Raw genomic sequence first — 13,902 nt, forward strand, 5'->3', positions numbered from 1 at the left:
TCATTGATTATCGTGTGCGCCCGCGCGCGCAGGTGACGCGGGCGGGCGCAGCGCCTATCTCTTGGGCGTGCCAAGAAAACCACAAAAGGGCGGCCTGCCGACCCGCGAGCAGATTCTCAACTTCATTACGCGATCGGCGCAGCCCGCGGGCAAGCGCGAGATCGCGCGTGCCTTCGCGCTCTCCGCGCAGGAGAAGATCGGGCTCAAGGCGCTGCTCAAGGACATGGCGGACGAGGGGCTGATCGATTCAGCCCCCGGCCGCGCCTTCCACAAGATGGGCGGTGTGCCCAAGGTGACGGTGCTGCGCGTCACCGACGTCGACGATGGCGGCAATGTCTGGGCCGCACCCGAGAAATGGGACAGCGAGGCGCCCTTGCCGCGCATCCGCGTGCGCGAGCAGAAGCGCGGCGCGCTCGGCATCGGCGAGCGTATCCTCGCGCGGACGGAGGAGACGGGCAGCGGAATCACCGCGCACCCCATGAAGGTGCTCAAACCCACCTCGGAGCAGGTCATCGGCGTGCTGCGCGGTGAAGGAGACCGCCTATGGCTACAGGGCACCGACAAGAAGGAACGCCGCGAATATGCGGTGTCGGACGCGGGCGGGGCCGAGGCGGGTGAGCTGGTCACCGCCGAGCTCGCCGGGCGCCCACCGCGCGTCACCGCGCGCGTCGTGCAGCGGCTGGGCGACCCGTTCGCGCCGCGCAGCTTCTCGCTGATCGCGATTGCCAAGCACGGGATCCCCGCTGTGTTCGCGCGCGAGGCGCTCGACGAGGCGGAGCGCGTTGCGCGGCAGCCCCTGGGAGAGGACCGCGAGGATTTGACGCACCTGCCGATCGTCGCGATCGATCCCGCCGACGCGCGCGATCACGACGACGCGGTCTGGGCAACCCCCGACGACGATCCCGAGAACGCGGGCGGATGGCGGGCGATCGTCGCGATCGCCGACGTCAGCTTCTACGTCCGTCCGGGCTCCGCGATCGACCGCGAGGCACGCGCGCGCGGCAACTCGGTCTACTTCCCCGACCGCGTCGTGCCGATGCTGCCCGAAATCCTGTCGGCGGACGTCTGCTCGTTGAAGGAAGGGGAGGACCGCGCCGCGCTCGCCTGCCATCTGCAGGTGACCAAGGCGGGCGCGCTGAAATCATGGCGCTTCACCCGCGCGACCGTCCGGCTCGCCGCCAACATCGCCTACGAGGATGCGCAGGCGACGATCGACGCCGGCGAGGGCACGCAGATCGATGCGCTCCGCCCGCTATGGGATTGCTGGCGCGCGCTGGCCGCGGCGCGCGACAAGCGTGAGCCGCTCGACCTCGATCTTCCCGAACGCCGCGTCGTACTCGACGCGAACGGCCGCATCATGTCGGTCGCCGCGCGCGAGCGGTTGGACGCGCACCGCCTGATCGAGGATTACATGATCGCGGCGAACGTCGCGGCGGCAAAGGCGCTCGAGGCCAAGAAGGCGCCGGTCATGTACCGCGTCCACGAACCGCCCGCGCACGAGAAGCTGGTGGCGCTCAAGGATTATCTCGACACCTTCGGCGTGCCATTCGCGATGGGGCAGGTGATCAAGCCCGCGACATTCAACCGCATCATCGAACGCATCGGTGACGCCGATTTCCGCCCGCAGGTGATGGAGCAGGTGCTGCGCACCCAGACGCAGGCCTATTATGCTCCACTCAACCACGGCCATTTCGGGTTGTCGCTCGGCAGCTACGGCCATTTCACCTCGCCGATCCGGCGCTACGCCGACCTGCTCGTCCACCGCGCGCTCGTCTCGGCGTACGCACTCGGCCCCGGTGGCCTCAACGGCGACGAGAATTTCGAGCATCTGGGCGAGCAGATCAGCAAGCTCGAACGCCGCGCGATGGAGGCGGAGCGCGACACGATCGACCGCTACGTCGCCGCCTTTCTTGCCGAGCGCGAGGGCGAGGTGGTCGAGGTGCGGATCACCGGGGTCACCAATTTCGGCTTCTTCGCCACCGTCGACGGGATCGGCGGCGACGGATTGATGCCGGTGCGTGATCTCGGCGGCGAATATTTCCGCTTCGACGAGGGCGCACGCACGTTGACGGGCGAGCAGAGCGGCGAGCAATACGCGCTCGGCCAGCGGCTCGAACTGCGGCTCGCGGAAGCGAACCCGGTCTCGGGCGCGCTGCGCTTCGAGCTGCCCAAAGGCCGCTTCGCACCACCTTCCGCCTCGCGTCACCGCGGCGGCGGGGGTAAGGAGCGCTCGCCCAACAAGGCCGGACGCGTGCTCAAACGGCGCGGACGACCGGCGAACATCCGCCACGACGGCAAGAAGCGATAGGATCACCACATGGCCCGCGACCCGATGTCCGCCCTGCTCGCGCGTACGCGCGGGCGCGTCGTTGATTATTTCCTCGACGCCGGCGCGACCAAGCCTGACGCCGCGCTCCCCTACGCGCCCAAGGGCCGGCTGGAGACGCGGCTGTTCAAGCGAATGACCGATTTCGGCTTGCTGGTGGAGGTGAAGCAGGGGCGTTTCTGGCTCGACCAGGATCGCTTGTCCGATTTCCGCAAGGAATCGCTCGCGCGCGTGCTCGGCGGGATCGCGCTTGCCGGGTTCGCGGCGGCGGGCGCGATGGCCATCGGCGGATAGGGGCGGGCGGCGCGCTCGGCCACCCGCTCGCGCTCAGTCGGTGGTGAAGGTCATCCCCGCGCGCGCGACCAACCGATTGCGCAGCTTCGCACCCATCAGCGCCCCCGGCGTCCACACGCCGCCCTGGCCCGCGACGTCCTGAACCAAGCAGAGCGCGCTTTCGGCCAGCATCCGGCTGGTGCAGCCGTAACCGGGGTCGCGGTTGCCGGTCACGACCGCGTCGATTCGCTGGCCGTCGTCGTACAGCCCCGCGAACAGCACGTCGAAATGTCCCGCCTCGCGCTCCTCCTTGGTCGGGCCCTCGCCGGGCTTCGGTCCCTTGTCGCCCGCGAACGGGTTGAGCTTCCCCAGTGCCTCGGCCGCCGCACGCCCCATGTCGCCCAGGCCCGTCACCACCATCTCGTCGTAGACGATGTCGCCCCACGGCTGCCCGAGCAGGAAATTGGTGCGGTGGACGTTCTTGGTGTTGATCGGCGCCATCACGAACGGCGCGACCCAGGAATGGAGCGTCGGATCGTATTCGGGGATCAACCCCGACGGCTGGTTCGGCCCCTTGTGCCCCGGCGTCAGCGCGAACGGGTCGGCGAGCAGCGGGATCAGCGAGGGTTTGCGCGCCGCCGCCGCCATCGTCGCCTTCAGGCTCGCCGCCGTACCGCCCGAGAAACCACCCTTCATCTCGCGCACGCGCGCCTTGATCCGCGGCACCGGCTTGCCGAAGCGCGCGCGTGCCGCCTCCTGCAGGGTCAGCACGCCGAGGTCGAACGGGATCGAATCGAACCCGCACGAGAAGACGATCCGTGCCCCGCTCGCCTGCGCGGCGGTGTGGTGCACGTCGATCATCTCGCGCATCCAGCCCGGTTCGCCACACAGGTCGACATAGGCGGTCCCCGTCTCAACGCACGCCGCGACGAGGTCGCTGCCGTAGAGCTGGTACGGACCGACCGTCGTGATGATCACGGTGGCACGCGCGCACATTTCCCGCAGCGAGGCCGGCGCCTCCGCATCGGCGGTGACGAGCGGTACGTCGGCGGGCACGCCCATCTCGGCGCGTACTGCTTCCAGCTTGGCGAGCGAGCGCCCCGCCATCGCCCAGCGCACCCCGCTCGGGTAGGTCTGCGCCAGATATTCGGCGACAAGCCGCCCGGTATATCCCGTCGCGCCGTAGACGATGACGTCGAACTCGCGGCGTTGAACCTGTGACATGCCAGTCTCCCTGTCGTTTCGTCGAGTAGAGCCGACAGGGCGGGGTGAGACAAGTCCGCGTTTACACCGGGTTGCGCGGCGGTGCAGCGCCCGTCATCGTCGGCGTCATCTCGGGCCCGCGTGAGTTTCCACCCGCCCGCTCGGCGAGTAGCCGTTCGGCCGCCGCCAGACCGTCCGCGCTCGCCACCGCGGCGTCGATCGGACGCTGCCCCAGCGCATCGTCGTGAGTGTTCAGAAAGGCGACCGCGGCGTCGCGATTGCCAAACGCGAGGAAGGCGCGCTGCGCGATGCTTCCCTGGCGCGCCGCGGCACCTCGGTCCATCGCGACGCGCGCGGGCCGGAAATGGCGACCGGCGGGCTTGGCGACGGCTCGCTGGGCCTCGGCAGGCTGGGCGGCGGGCGTTTGGGCCTCGTCGCTCAACTGACGCGGTCCAGCATCGAGGGGGCCGCGCCCATCGTCGCGCGAAGCGCCGCGATCCGCGTGCCGTAACCGTGGGCGAGCCCGCGATGCGCGTGGCGCGCCTCGCTCGAGTCGCCCGCCAGCGCGCGCATTAGCGACACCTGATGGCGGTGCAGCAGGTAGTTGAGGTCCATCGAGAAACTCCCTTGTCGTAAGCGGGAGCGCATGGTCTCTCAGCCGCGAGCGCCTACGGTCGGGTTGCTCGCGATACGGATGATATAGGGCATCGGGGGGTTAATAGATAGGCGCGCGCCCCGCCGAGCTCACGCCGCTTCGCTGAATTGCAGGCTGGCGAGCCGTGCGTAGAGGCCGCCGCGCGCAAACAGTGACGCATGATTGCCTTCCTCGACGATGCGGCCCTCGTCCATCACGACGATGCGGTCGGCGGCGCGGACGGTCGCCAGGCGGTGCGCGATAACGATCGTGGTGCGGTCGGCCATCAACCGCTCGAGCGCGTCCTGCACCAGCCGCTCGCTCTCCGCGTCGAGCGCGCTGGTCGCCTCGTCGAGCAGCAGGATCGGCGCGTCGCGCAGCAGCGCGCGCGCGATCGCGACGCGTTGGCGCTGCCCGCCCGACAGCCGCGCGCCGCCTTCGCCCAGGAACGTGTCGAGCCCGTCGGGCAGCGCGCGTAGGAAGTCGGCGGCATTGGCGGCCTCCGCCGCGCGCCAGATCGCGGCGTCGTCGGCGTCCCAGCGGCCGTAGCGCAGATTGTCGCGCGCCGACGTGCCGAAGATCACCGTTTCCTGCGGCACCATCGCGATCCGCGCGCGCACTTCGGCCGGATCGGCATCGCGCAGCGCCACCCCGTCCACGCTGACCGTGCCGGCGGCGGGATCGTAGAACCGCTGGATCAGCTGAAACAACGTCGACTTGCCCGCGCCTGACGGGCCGACAACCGCCACCGTCTCGCCGGGGGCGACCGACAGCGTGAAATCGTGCAGCGCCGCGACGTCGGGGCGCGTGGGGTAGCGGAACTCGACCCCCGCGAAGTCGACGCGACCCTGCGGCGGCCGCGGCAACGCAATTGGATTTGCGGGCGCAGCAATCTCCGGCCGCTCGGCGAGCAACTCCGCCAGCCGCCCCGCCGCGCCCGCACCCCGCAACAGGTCGCCGTAGACCTCGGTCAGCGCGCCGAACGCGCCTGCGACGATCCCGCCGGTTAGCACGAACGCGGCGATCGCGCCGCCCGACAGCCGCCCGGCGGCGACGTCGATCGCGCCTTCCCACATCACCAGCGTGATTGCGCCGAAGACGAGCCCGATGACGATCGCGGTCATGATCGCGCGCAGCAGGATGCGCTGCCTAGCCGCCGCCATCGTCGCCTCGACCGCGTCGCCGAACCGCTCGCCCTCACGGCGTTCCTGCCCGAATGCCTGTACGATCTTCATCGCGCCCAACGTCTCGGTGACGATCGATCCGACGTCGGCGATCCGGTCCTGCGAGGTGCGCGAGTAGGTGCGCACGCGTTTGCCCAGCAACGCGATCGGCGCGATGATCAACGGGATCGCCACCACCAGCAGCCCGGTCAGCTTGGGCGAGATGGTGAACAGGTAGACGAGCCCGCCGACGCTGGTGAAGACGTTCCGCAGCGCGATCGATACCGTGCTGCCGACCACCGTCTCGATCTGTCCGGTGTCCGCGGTCAGCCGGCTGGCGATCTCCGACGGGCGGTTTTCCTCGTAGAAGCGCGGGGTCAGCGTCAGCAGGTGGCCCTGCACCTGCGTGCGGATGTCGGCGACGACACGCTCGCCCAGCCACGACACGAAATAGAAGCGGAACGCGGTGCCGATCGCCAGCACGACGACGATCATCAGCATGTAATGAAACGCCCCCGACACCGCCTCGCTGCTGCCGCCTGCCGCGAAGCCGCGGTCGATTACGCGTTTGAAGCTGTAGGGGATCGCGATCGTCGCCGCAGAGGTGACCGCGAGCGCGAGGCAGGCCGCGGCGATCTGCGCCGGATACCGCCGCGCCGCGCGCCAGACCATGGAGAGATTGCCGATCCGGCGCGAGGGGGCGACCTCGGTCAAAGCGGCGGCGGGGGGTGCGCTGGCCATGCCCCGCGCCCTAGCAGCGCGGCGAAGGTCGCTCAATCGCCCCGCGCCCGGCAGCGCCGTCCCGCGAGGAGATCGCGAGGTACCCCCGCACCATGCAACGCCATTGTGCGCCGCAGCGTTTCCGCTACATCAGATACTCCCCGTCGCGGGGCGAAAGGCATACCCGATGTTCTACGACGCCTACGAACTGCAACGCTCCTGGCTCTCCTCCGCCAGTGCGCTGGCGACGGCGACCGCCGGCTGGCTCAACGATCCGGCAAACCCATTCGCCTATCTGGGCGGTGGACCGGTGATGGCGAGCGCGCTGGAGGTGTTCGCGCACGCGAGCGCGTCGCGCGGCAAGCCGGCGTTCGGGCTCCACGCGACCGTCATCGATGGACGCGAGGTTGCGGTGACCGAGGAGGTCGTCGTCGCGCGGCCGTTCGGCGACCTGAAACGCTTCCGCCGCGAGGGTGTCGAGGGCGGGCCCAAGCTCTTGATCGTCGCGCCGATGTCGGGGCATTTTGCGACGCTGTTGCGCGGCACGGTGGAGCGGATGCTGCCCTTCGCCGACGTCCATATCACGGACTGGCACGACGCGAAGAACGTGGCACTGGACCAGGGCCGTTTCGACCTTGACGATTACGTCGACTATCTGATCGCGTTTCTCGAGGCGATGGGTTCGAACGAGGGGCAGGGCGGCACGCACATGCTCGCGGTCTGCCAGCCCTCGGTGCCGAGCCTCGCGGCGGTTGCGGTGATGAGCGCGGACGCGAATCCAGCGCGGCCGAAGTCGCTCACGATGATGGGCGGCCCGATCGACACGCGCGAGGCGCCGACCGCGGTGAACACACTCGCGACCGAACGGCCGTTCGCCTGGTTCGAGCAGAACGTGATCGCGACGGTGCCCGCGTGTCATCCCGGCGCCGGCCGCCGCGTCTATCCGGGCTTCCTGCAACTCACCGGCTTCATGTCGATGAACCTGGGCAACCACATGCTGAGCCACTGGGAGATGTTCAAGCATCTGGTTCAGGGCGACGGCGCCAGCGCGCAGGCGACCAAGGATTTCTACGACGAATATCGCTCGGTCGCGGACATGACCGCGGAATTCTACCTCCAGACGATCGACGTGGTGTTCCAAGAGCACAAGCTGCCTAGGGGCATGATGACGCACCGCGGACGCGCGATCGATTTGGGCGCGATCACCGACGTAGCGCTGCTTGCGATCGAGGGCGAGCGCGACGATATTTCCGGACTGGGGCAGACCAAGGCGGCGCTGACGCTCGCGACCAACCTGCCCGAGGACAGAAAGCGTTATCTGATGGCCGAAGGTGTCGGCCATTACGGTATCTTCAACGGCTCGAAATGGCGCGACCGCATCGCGCCGGTGGTGGAGCAGTTCATCACCGCCAACGCCTGACATGACAAAAGCCGGCCGCGGTGTTCGCGGCCGGCTCCTGCCTCACTTCTGGCGTGGCTTAGGCGTTCGAATTCTCGGCCGTCGTCTCGACCTTTGCGTGGCTGCCTTCCTCACCGGCCTTGATCGTGCCGCCGAACAACTGCTTCACCTTGCCGGTGATGCTCATGTCGGTTTCCCACAGCTCGGCGCTGTCGACGTCGACCTGGAGCAGTGCGAGGTTCGGATCTTCCTTGCCGCCCGGAAACCATGCCTCGACCTGATTATTCCACAGCTTGTCGATCAGCGCGCGATCGTTGTTGATGCGGCCGCGTCCGCTCAGGCAGGCGAAGAAATCGTGCCCCTTCGACACGAACTGCACCATCAGCTTGTCCTTGCCGGCGACGCGATTGTCCTTGCCGATGAAGAAAAACAAGGTGTCGACCTGATCCTCGTCGAGCTGCACCGCCAGCGGCTCGCTGTGCGTGCTGCCGTCCGCCGGGCCGACCATCAGGTACGGGCTCTCGTCCATCTTCTTCCACATGTCGGTCTTGAGCTTCTTGGGATCGGTGTTGGCGTCGGCCATCGTCGTCTCTCCTAATTGAAGGCGTCGGCGGGAGAACGAGGCGCGGCAGGGTTGGTTGCGCGGGCGTATCGGACCTGCTTGGATGATCGGTGGCGGCATGGTCGCCGCCGAACCTGCAGAAAGGACAGCCAATGACGGTTGCCGATCTGTGCCTGGTCCTGTGTCTGATGATCGCCTTCGCTACCTTGGTGGTGAAAGTGATCGAAGTGGCCCGCAAGGACTAACACATGGGCGGGGTTCGGGCTGCAACCCGGACCCCAAACGTGAAAAGAGCCGGCCGCTGCAACGGCCGGGGCTCCTACAGAAAGGCGCCAATGACGTCGCCGGATCAATAGATAGCGTATTGATCCTGACGCTTCAATTACAGAACCTCGAATAATCCGGCCGCGCCCATGCCGCCGCCGATGCACATCGTGACGACGACGTACTTCGCGCCGCGACGCTTGCCCTCGATCAGCGCGTGGCCGGTCATGCGCGCGCCCGACATGCCGTAGGGGTGGCCGATCGAGATCGCGCCGCCGTTGACGTTGAGCAGTTCGTCGGGGATGCCAAGCTTGTCGCGGCAGTAGAGCACCTGCACCGCGAAGGCCTCGTTCAGCTCCCAGAGCCCGATGTCGTCCATCTTGAGGCCGTTGCGCTCGAGCAGCTTGGGGATCGCGAAGACGGGGCCGATGCCCATCTCGTCGGGCTCGGTGCCCGCCACTGCCATCCCGACGTAGCGGCCGAGCGGGGTCAGGCCCTTCTTCGACGCGACGCTCTCCTCCATCAGTACGCTCGCCGACGCGCCGTCCGACAGCTGCGACGCATTGCCCGCGGTGATGTTGAGGTCGGGGCCGAGCACCGGCTTCAACGACTTCAGGCCTTCCAGCGTCGTGTCGGCGCGGTTGCCCTCGTCCTTCGACAGCGTGACTTCCTTGTAGGAAACCTCCTTGGTCTCCTTGTCCGTCACCGCCATCGTCGCGGTCACGGGGACAATCTCGTCGTCGAACTTGCCCGCAGCTTGCGCCGCGGCCGTGCGCATCTGCGACTGGTAGCCGTACTCGTCCTGCGCGTCGCGGCTGATGCCGTAACGCTTGGCGACCACTTCCGCGGTCTGGAGCATTGGCATGTAGATGTTCTTGTGCATCGCCAGCAGCTCGGGATCGGGCGCGACGCGCATTTGCGGGGTCTGGACGAGGCTGATCGAATCGACGCCGCCGCCGATCGTCACGTCCATGCCGTCCACCACGACCTGCTTCGCCGCGGTGGCGATCGCCATCAGCCCGCTCGCGCACTGGCGGTCGACCGACATGCCCGACACGGTCGTCGGCAGCCCGGCGCGCAGTAGCGAGGTGCGTGCGATATTGCCCGCCTGGTGGCCCTGCTGGAGCGCGGAGCCGAACACGACGTCGTCGATTTCACCGCCGTCGATCTTCGCGCGCTCGACCGCGGCCTTGATCGCGTGGCTCGCGAGCGTCGGCGAGGGCAGATTGTTGAACGCACCGCGGTAGGCGCGGCCGATCGGGGTGCGGGCGGTGGAGACAATAACGGCGGAACGCATGGGCGAGCCTTTCAGAAGACGAAGTTGAGGAAGTTGAGGTCGGGGCGCGGTGTCAGTTGAAAACCTGCGTGATCCATTCGGCGATCATCGCGGGCTTGTCGGAGCCTTCGATCTCGACCGTGGTCTCGGTGGTGTATTGATATTGCCCCGGGCGCTTCTCGTCGAACTGGACGATCTTGGAGCGGCCGCGGACGCGCGAGCCCGAGGGGACGGGCGCGAGGAAGCGGACTTTGTTGCCGCCGTAATTGACCCCCATCTTCACCCCGTCGAGCCGCGGCGCGTCGGGCGTCTTGGCGGCGAGCTGCGGCAGAAGCGACAGGGTGAGGAACCCGTGCGCGATCGTGGTGCCGAACGGCGTCAGTTTCGCCATCTCGGGGTTCACGTGGATGAACTGATGGTCGCCGGTCGCGTCGGCGAACTTGTTGATCATGTCCTGCGTCACCTCGACCCAGTCGGAAACGCTTTCCTGGCCGATGCTGGCTTTCATCTCGTCTGCGGTCACGACGATTTCCCCTTGGGCTACGACACGCTAAAGCACGGCGGAAGCGCCGCGCTGCACTGCGGCACTGCATAAGCGCGGGGTGCACCATCCCGCAAGTGGTCCACGAACCGGAAACATGAACATGTCCTCTGCCGTAGCGTCAGCATCCCGCGAATCCATGCGTCGCCTGCACCGCGCGAGCGAACCGGATGTTCTAAAACCGCTGCTCGCGCGCGCGGCGCTCACGCCTGATTCGCGCGAGCGGGTGATGGACACCGCCTCGGGGCTGCTCGCCGACCTGCGCGCGGCGCAGTCGCGCGGCTGGGTGAACCAGTTTCTGCAGGAATATCGCCTCAATTCGTCCGAGGGCGTCGCGCTGTTGAGCTTGGCCGAGGCGTTCCTGCGCGTGCCCGATCCCGAGACCGCCGATCTCCTCATCTCCGACAAGCTCGGCGAGGCGAACTGGCGCAGCCACGCGGGTCAGTCGAACAGCCGCCTCGTCAACACCGCGACCTGGGGGCTGGTCGTCGGCCGCGCGCTGGTCGGCGAAGGCGAGGCGGGGCCGTTGAAGCGCCTACTTAGCCGCGCGGGTGAGCCGTTCGTGCGCCAGGCGGTCGGCGCCGCGATGAAGATGATGGGCGAGATCTTCGTGATGGGACGCACCATTGACGAAGCGATGCGCCGGATGAAGAAGCCCGACAACCGCGGCTTCACCGCTAGCTTCGATATGCTGGGCGAGGCCGCGCGCACGACCGCGGATGGCGAGCGTTACTTCAAGGCTTACGTCGACGCGATCGACGCGGTCGGGCGTGACCCCGCTGCCGGCCATTCGATCTCGGTCAAGCTCTCCGCACTCCACCCGCGCTACGAGGTCGCCCAATGGGACGAGTGCGTGCCCGCGCTGACCGAGATGCTGGAGGCATTGGCGGTGCAGGCGGCGGGCAAGGGCATCGCGCTGACCGTCGATGCGGAGGAGAGCGAGCGGCTCGACATGAGCCTCGACATCATCGGCAATGTCGCAGCGCTCCCGTCGCTCAACGGCTGGGACGGGTTCGGTATGGCGGTCCAGGCCTATGGCAAGCGTGCGCGCCCCGTCGTCGCCTGGGCGAACGAGCTCGGCCGCGTCATGAACGTGCGGCTGGTCAAGGGCGCTTATTGGGACAGCGAGATCAAGCGCACGCAGGTCGAGGGGCTCGAGGACTATCCACTGTTCACGCGCAAGGCGTCGACCGACGTCAGCTATCTGGCGGTCGCGCGCGACATGCTCGACGCGCCCAACATTCGCCCAGCCTTCGCCAGCCACAATGCGCTGACCGTCGCGACGATCGTCGAATGGGCGGGCAATAGCCGCGATTTCGAGTTTCAGCGCCTCCACGGCATGGGCGACGGGCTGTACGAGCGACTGGTCCGCGACAACGGCTATCATTGCCGCATCTACGCGCCCGTCGGCGGTCACCGCGACCTGCTCGCCTATCTCGTCCGGCGCTTGCTCGAGAATGGCGCGAACTCGAGCTTCGTCCACCAACTCGCCGACGCGCGGCTGACCGAGGACGAGATCCTCGCCGATCCGGTGACCAAGATCGCCGCGCTCGGCGGCGCGCGCCACGGATCGATTCCGCTGCCGGTCGACCTGTTCCGCGCCGCCGACGGGCACCGCAACTCGATGGGGATCGACCTTGCCGAGCGCGACGTGCTGGCGGCGACGACCAAGGCGGTGCGCGCGCCCGTCAACCTGTCGGTTGCGCCGGTCAGTCCGGAGGCGGTGCGGGGCGCGGTGTCGCGCGCGCACGCCGCTTTCCCCGCGTGGCGTGCGACCCCGGTCGAGGCGCGTGCCGATTGCCTCGACCGCCTCGCCGATCTGCTCGAACGCCACCGCGACGAATTGATGGCGATCTGCGTTCAGGAAGCGAAGAAATCGATCGCCGACTCGATCGGCGAGGTGCGCGAGGCGGCGGATTTCTGCCGCTATTACGCGATGCAGGCGCGTGCCAAGATGCAGCCGATCGAGCTTCCCGGGCCGACGGGCGAGCGCAACATGCTCCACATGGATGGGCGCGGTGTCTGGGCGACGATCGCGCCGTGGAACTTCCCGCTCGCGATCTTCCTGGGCCAGGCCGTCGCCGCGCTCGTGACGGGGAATACCGTGGTCGCCAAGCCCGCGCCGCAGACCCCCGCGATCGCCCGCCGTGCGGTCGAGCTGGCGCACGAGGCGGGCATCCCCGTCGACGCGCTGATCCTGGTGCCGGGCGGGCCCGAGGTCGGGGCCGCGCTGACCGCGGACGCGCGCGTGCAGGGCGTCGCCTTCACCGGATCGACCGCGACCGCGAAGAAGATCGCGCGTGGCCTGCTCGACGACGATGCGAGGCCGATCGTCCCGCTGATCGCGGAAACGGGCGGGATCAACGCGATGATCGTCGATTCGACCGCGCTGCCCGAGCAGGTGGTCGCCGACGTCGTCACCAGCGCGTTCCGCTCGGCCGGGCAGCGCTGCTCGGCGCTGCGCCTGCTGCTCGTGCAGGAGGATATCGCCGACGGGCTGATCGAGATGCTGTCAGGCGCGATGGACCTGCTGACGCTCGGCGATCCGTCCGATCCCGCGACCGACGTTGGCCCGGTGATCGACCGCGACGCCTATGACCGGCTGATGGGGTACCGCGACAGCGTGCGCGAACGCTGGGTCAAGACGATCGACGCGCCCGCCGATGGCCTGTTCGTCCCCCCGACGCTAATCCGGCTCGGCTCGATCGAGGACCTGAACCGCGAATGGTTCGGCCCCATCCTCCACGTCGCGACGTGGAAGGCGGGCGAACTGGAGCAGACGATCGCGCGGGTGAACGCGAAGGGCTATGGCCTGACGATGGGGCTCCACAGCCGCATTGCGCGCGCGGCCGAGGTGACCGAGGGGCTGGCCGCGGTCGGCAACCTCTACATCAACCGTTCGATGATCGGCGCAGTCGTCGGCTCGCAGCCGTTCGGCGGTGAGGGGCTGTCGGGGACGGGGCCGAAGGCGGGCGGCCCGCATTATCTCTACCGCTTCTGCGCCGAGCGCGCGGTGTCGGTCGACACGACCAGCGCGGGCGGCAATGCGACGCTCCTCAGCCTCGACGAAGGCGGCATCTGACGCGGATACGACAACGGCCGGGCGTCACGAGGACACCCGGTCGTCGCCACGTTCGTTTAGATCAGGCGATCAGCGGCACTTGACGTTGCCGCGGTCGATCGAACGGCCCAGCAGCGCACCCGCGCCACCGCCCGCGAGCGTGCCGAGCGTGCCGCCGCCGACGAGGTTGCCGAGCAGCGCGCCACCGACGCCGCCGACGACTAGGCCGGTCGTGCCGTCGTTGCGCTTGCAATAAGCGCGGCCGTCGCGCCCGCGGTAGATGCGATCCTCGCGGCCCAGGCGACGGTCGTCGCCGCGGCGCGCGCGGTAGCTGTCGCGCGGGTTCCAGTTGCGGTCGCCGTCGCGCCAATTGTAGTCGCGGTCACCGCGCTGCGCGGCGGCGGGGGCGATCGCCATCGGTGCGGTCATCGAGGCGATCGCGGCGAGCGAGAACAGGGCGTTGCGGATCATTGGTCGGTC

At 68.3% G+C, this 13,902-nt stretch carries 13 protein-coding genes; 5 read left to right on the forward strand and 8 right to left on the reverse strand.

What is annotated here, in order from left to right:
• Positions 1–67: 67 nt before the first annotated feature.
• Together KZ810_RS00600 and KZ810_RS00605 are read left to right on the forward strand one after the other, a co-directional pair.
• Positions 68–2,308 (forward strand): ribonuclease R family protein, encoded by a 2,241-nt coding sequence (locus KZ810_RS00600; protein WP_219767081.1) that lies wholly within the window; start codon positions 68–70, stop codon positions 2,306–2,308.
• 9 nt (positions 2,309–2,317) lie between these two features.
• Complete coding sequence (locus KZ810_RS00605; RefSeq protein WP_219767082.1) at positions 2,318–2,620, forward strand: hypothetical protein; 303 nt, start codon at positions 2,318–2,320, stop codon at positions 2,618–2,620.
• Positions 2,621–2,653: 33 nt separating this feature from the next.
• Here the strand turns inward: KZ810_RS00605 and KZ810_RS00610 are convergent, their stop codons facing one another.
• The 4 genes from KZ810_RS00610 to KZ810_RS00625 all read right to left on the reverse strand — a co-directional run bounded on the left by KZ810_RS00610 (position 2,654) and on the right by KZ810_RS00625 (position 6,340).
• Positions 2,654–3,823, reverse strand: a complete 1,170-nt coding sequence (locus KZ810_RS00610; protein ID WP_219767083.1) for a saccharopine dehydrogenase family protein — start codon at positions 3,821–3,823, stop codon at positions 2,654–2,656.
• Between the two features lie 61 nt (positions 3,824–3,884).
• The gene (locus KZ810_RS00615; protein ID WP_219767084.1) at positions 3,885–4,244 is read right to left on the reverse strand and encodes an antitoxin Xre/MbcA/ParS toxin-binding domain-containing protein; all 360 of its coding nucleotides are present in this window, start codon (positions 4,242–4,244) and stop codon (positions 3,885–3,887) included.
• Complete coding sequence (locus KZ810_RS00620) at positions 4,241–4,417, reverse strand: hypothetical protein (RefSeq protein WP_219767085.1); 177 nt, start codon at positions 4,415–4,417, stop codon at positions 4,241–4,243. Before KZ810_RS00620 ends, KZ810_RS00615 begins: the two co-directional genes overlap by 4 nt.
• A 129-nt stretch (positions 4,418–4,546) precedes the next feature.
• Positions 4,547–6,340 (reverse strand): ABC transporter transmembrane domain-containing protein, encoded by a 1,794-nt coding sequence (locus KZ810_RS00625; protein ID WP_219767086.1) that lies wholly within the window; start codon positions 6,338–6,340, stop codon positions 4,547–4,549.
• A gap of 166 nt (positions 6,341–6,506) precedes the next feature.
• On the opposite strand from KZ810_RS00625, the gene KZ810_RS00630 reads away from it, so the two are divergent.
• Positions 6,507–7,739 carry a polyhydroxyalkanoate depolymerase gene (locus tag KZ810_RS00630; protein WP_219767087.1) on the forward strand — a complete coding sequence of 411 codons (1,233 nt, stop codon included), beginning with the start codon at positions 6,507–6,509 and terminating at the stop codon, positions 7,737–7,739.
• Between the two features lie 58 nt (positions 7,740–7,797).
• Here KZ810_RS00630 and KZ810_RS00635 read toward each other — a convergent pair whose 3' ends face one another.
• Complete coding sequence (locus tag KZ810_RS00635) at positions 7,798–8,301, reverse strand: pyridoxamine 5'-phosphate oxidase family protein (RefSeq protein ID WP_219767088.1); 504 nt, start codon at positions 8,299–8,301, stop codon at positions 7,798–7,800.
• A gap of 89 nt (positions 8,302–8,390) precedes the next feature.
• Here KZ810_RS00635 and KZ810_RS17115 point away from each other — a divergent pair, with 89 nt between their 5' ends.
• Positions 8,391–8,525 (forward strand): hypothetical protein, encoded by a 135-nt coding sequence (locus KZ810_RS17115; RefSeq protein ID WP_258044416.1) that lies wholly within the window; start codon positions 8,391–8,393, stop codon positions 8,523–8,525.
• 137 nt (positions 8,526–8,662) lie between these two features.
• On the opposite strand, the gene KZ810_RS00640 is transcribed toward KZ810_RS17115, so the two are convergent.
• Together KZ810_RS00640 and KZ810_RS00645 are read right to left on the reverse strand one after the other, a co-directional pair.
• On the reverse strand, positions 8,663–9,841 hold the full coding sequence (locus KZ810_RS00640; protein WP_219767089.1) for an acetyl-CoA C-acyltransferase: 1,179 nt from the start codon (positions 9,839–9,841) through the stop codon (positions 8,663–8,665).
• A gap of 52 nt (positions 9,842–9,893) precedes the next feature.
• Positions 9,894–10,328 (reverse strand): MaoC family dehydratase, encoded by a 435-nt coding sequence (locus KZ810_RS00645; protein ID WP_219767676.1) that lies wholly within the window; start codon positions 10,326–10,328, stop codon positions 9,894–9,896.
• 172 nt (positions 10,329–10,500) lie between these two features.
• On the opposite strand from KZ810_RS00645, the gene KZ810_RS00650 reads away from it, so the two are divergent.
• Positions 10,501–13,443 (forward strand): L-glutamate gamma-semialdehyde dehydrogenase, encoded by a 2,943-nt coding sequence (locus tag KZ810_RS00650; RefSeq protein WP_373369119.1) that lies wholly within the window; start codon positions 10,501–10,503, stop codon positions 13,441–13,443.
• A 69-nt stretch (positions 13,444–13,512) separates the two neighbouring features.
• Here the strand turns inward: KZ810_RS00650 and KZ810_RS00655 are convergent, their stop codons facing one another.
• Positions 13,513–13,893, reverse strand: a complete 381-nt coding sequence (locus tag KZ810_RS00655) for a glycine zipper 2TM domain-containing protein (RefSeq protein WP_219767091.1) — start codon at positions 13,891–13,893, stop codon at positions 13,513–13,515.
• Between the last annotated feature and the right edge of the window lie 9 nt (positions 13,894–13,902).

This window comes from Sphingomonas citricola, from assembly GCF_019429535.1.
GTDB classification, from domain to species: Bacteria; Pseudomonadota; Alphaproteobacteria; order Sphingomonadales; family Sphingomonadaceae; genus Sphingomonas; species Sphingomonas citricola.

What these genes read in the sequence shown, in the direction of transcription:
- KZ810_RS00605 (WP_219767082.1), top strand. Translation starts at nt 2,318, where the DNA reads ATGGCCCGCGACCCGATGTCCGCCCTGCTCGCGCGTACGCGCGGGCGC.
- KZ810_RS00610 (WP_219767083.1), bottom strand. Translation starts at nt 3,823, where the DNA reads ATGTCACAGGTTCAACGCCGCGAGTTCGACGTCATCGTCTACGGCGCG.
- KZ810_RS00620 (WP_219767085.1), bottom strand. Translation starts at nt 4,417, where the DNA reads ATGGACCTCAACTACCTGCTGCACCGCCATCAGGTGTCGCTAATGCGC.
- KZ810_RS00625 (WP_219767086.1), bottom strand. Translation starts at nt 6,340, where the DNA reads ATGGCCAGCGCACCCCCCGCCGCCGCTTTGACCGAGGTCGCCCCCTCG.
- KZ810_RS00630 (WP_219767087.1), top strand. Translation starts at nt 6,507, where the DNA reads ATGTTCTACGACGCCTACGAACTGCAACGCTCCTGGCTCTCCTCCGCC.
- KZ810_RS00635 (WP_219767088.1), bottom strand. Translation starts at nt 8,301, where the DNA reads ATGGCCGACGCCAACACCGATCCCAAGAAGCTCAAGACCGACATGTGG.
- KZ810_RS00640 (WP_219767089.1), bottom strand. Translation starts at nt 9,841, where the DNA reads ATGCGTTCCGCCGTTATTGTCTCCACCGCCCGCACCCCGATCGGCCGC.
- KZ810_RS00645 (WP_219767676.1), bottom strand. Translation starts at nt 10,328, where the DNA reads ATGAAAGCCAGCATCGGCCAGGAAAGCGTTTCCGACTGGGTCGAGGTG.
- KZ810_RS00650 (WP_373369119.1), top strand. Translation starts at nt 10,501, where the DNA reads ATGCGTCGCCTGCACCGCGCGAGCGAACCGGATGTTCTAAAACCGCTG.
- KZ810_RS00655 (WP_219767091.1), bottom strand. Translation starts at nt 13,893, where the DNA reads ATGATCCGCAACGCCCTGTTCTCGCTCGCCGCGATCGCCTCGATGACC.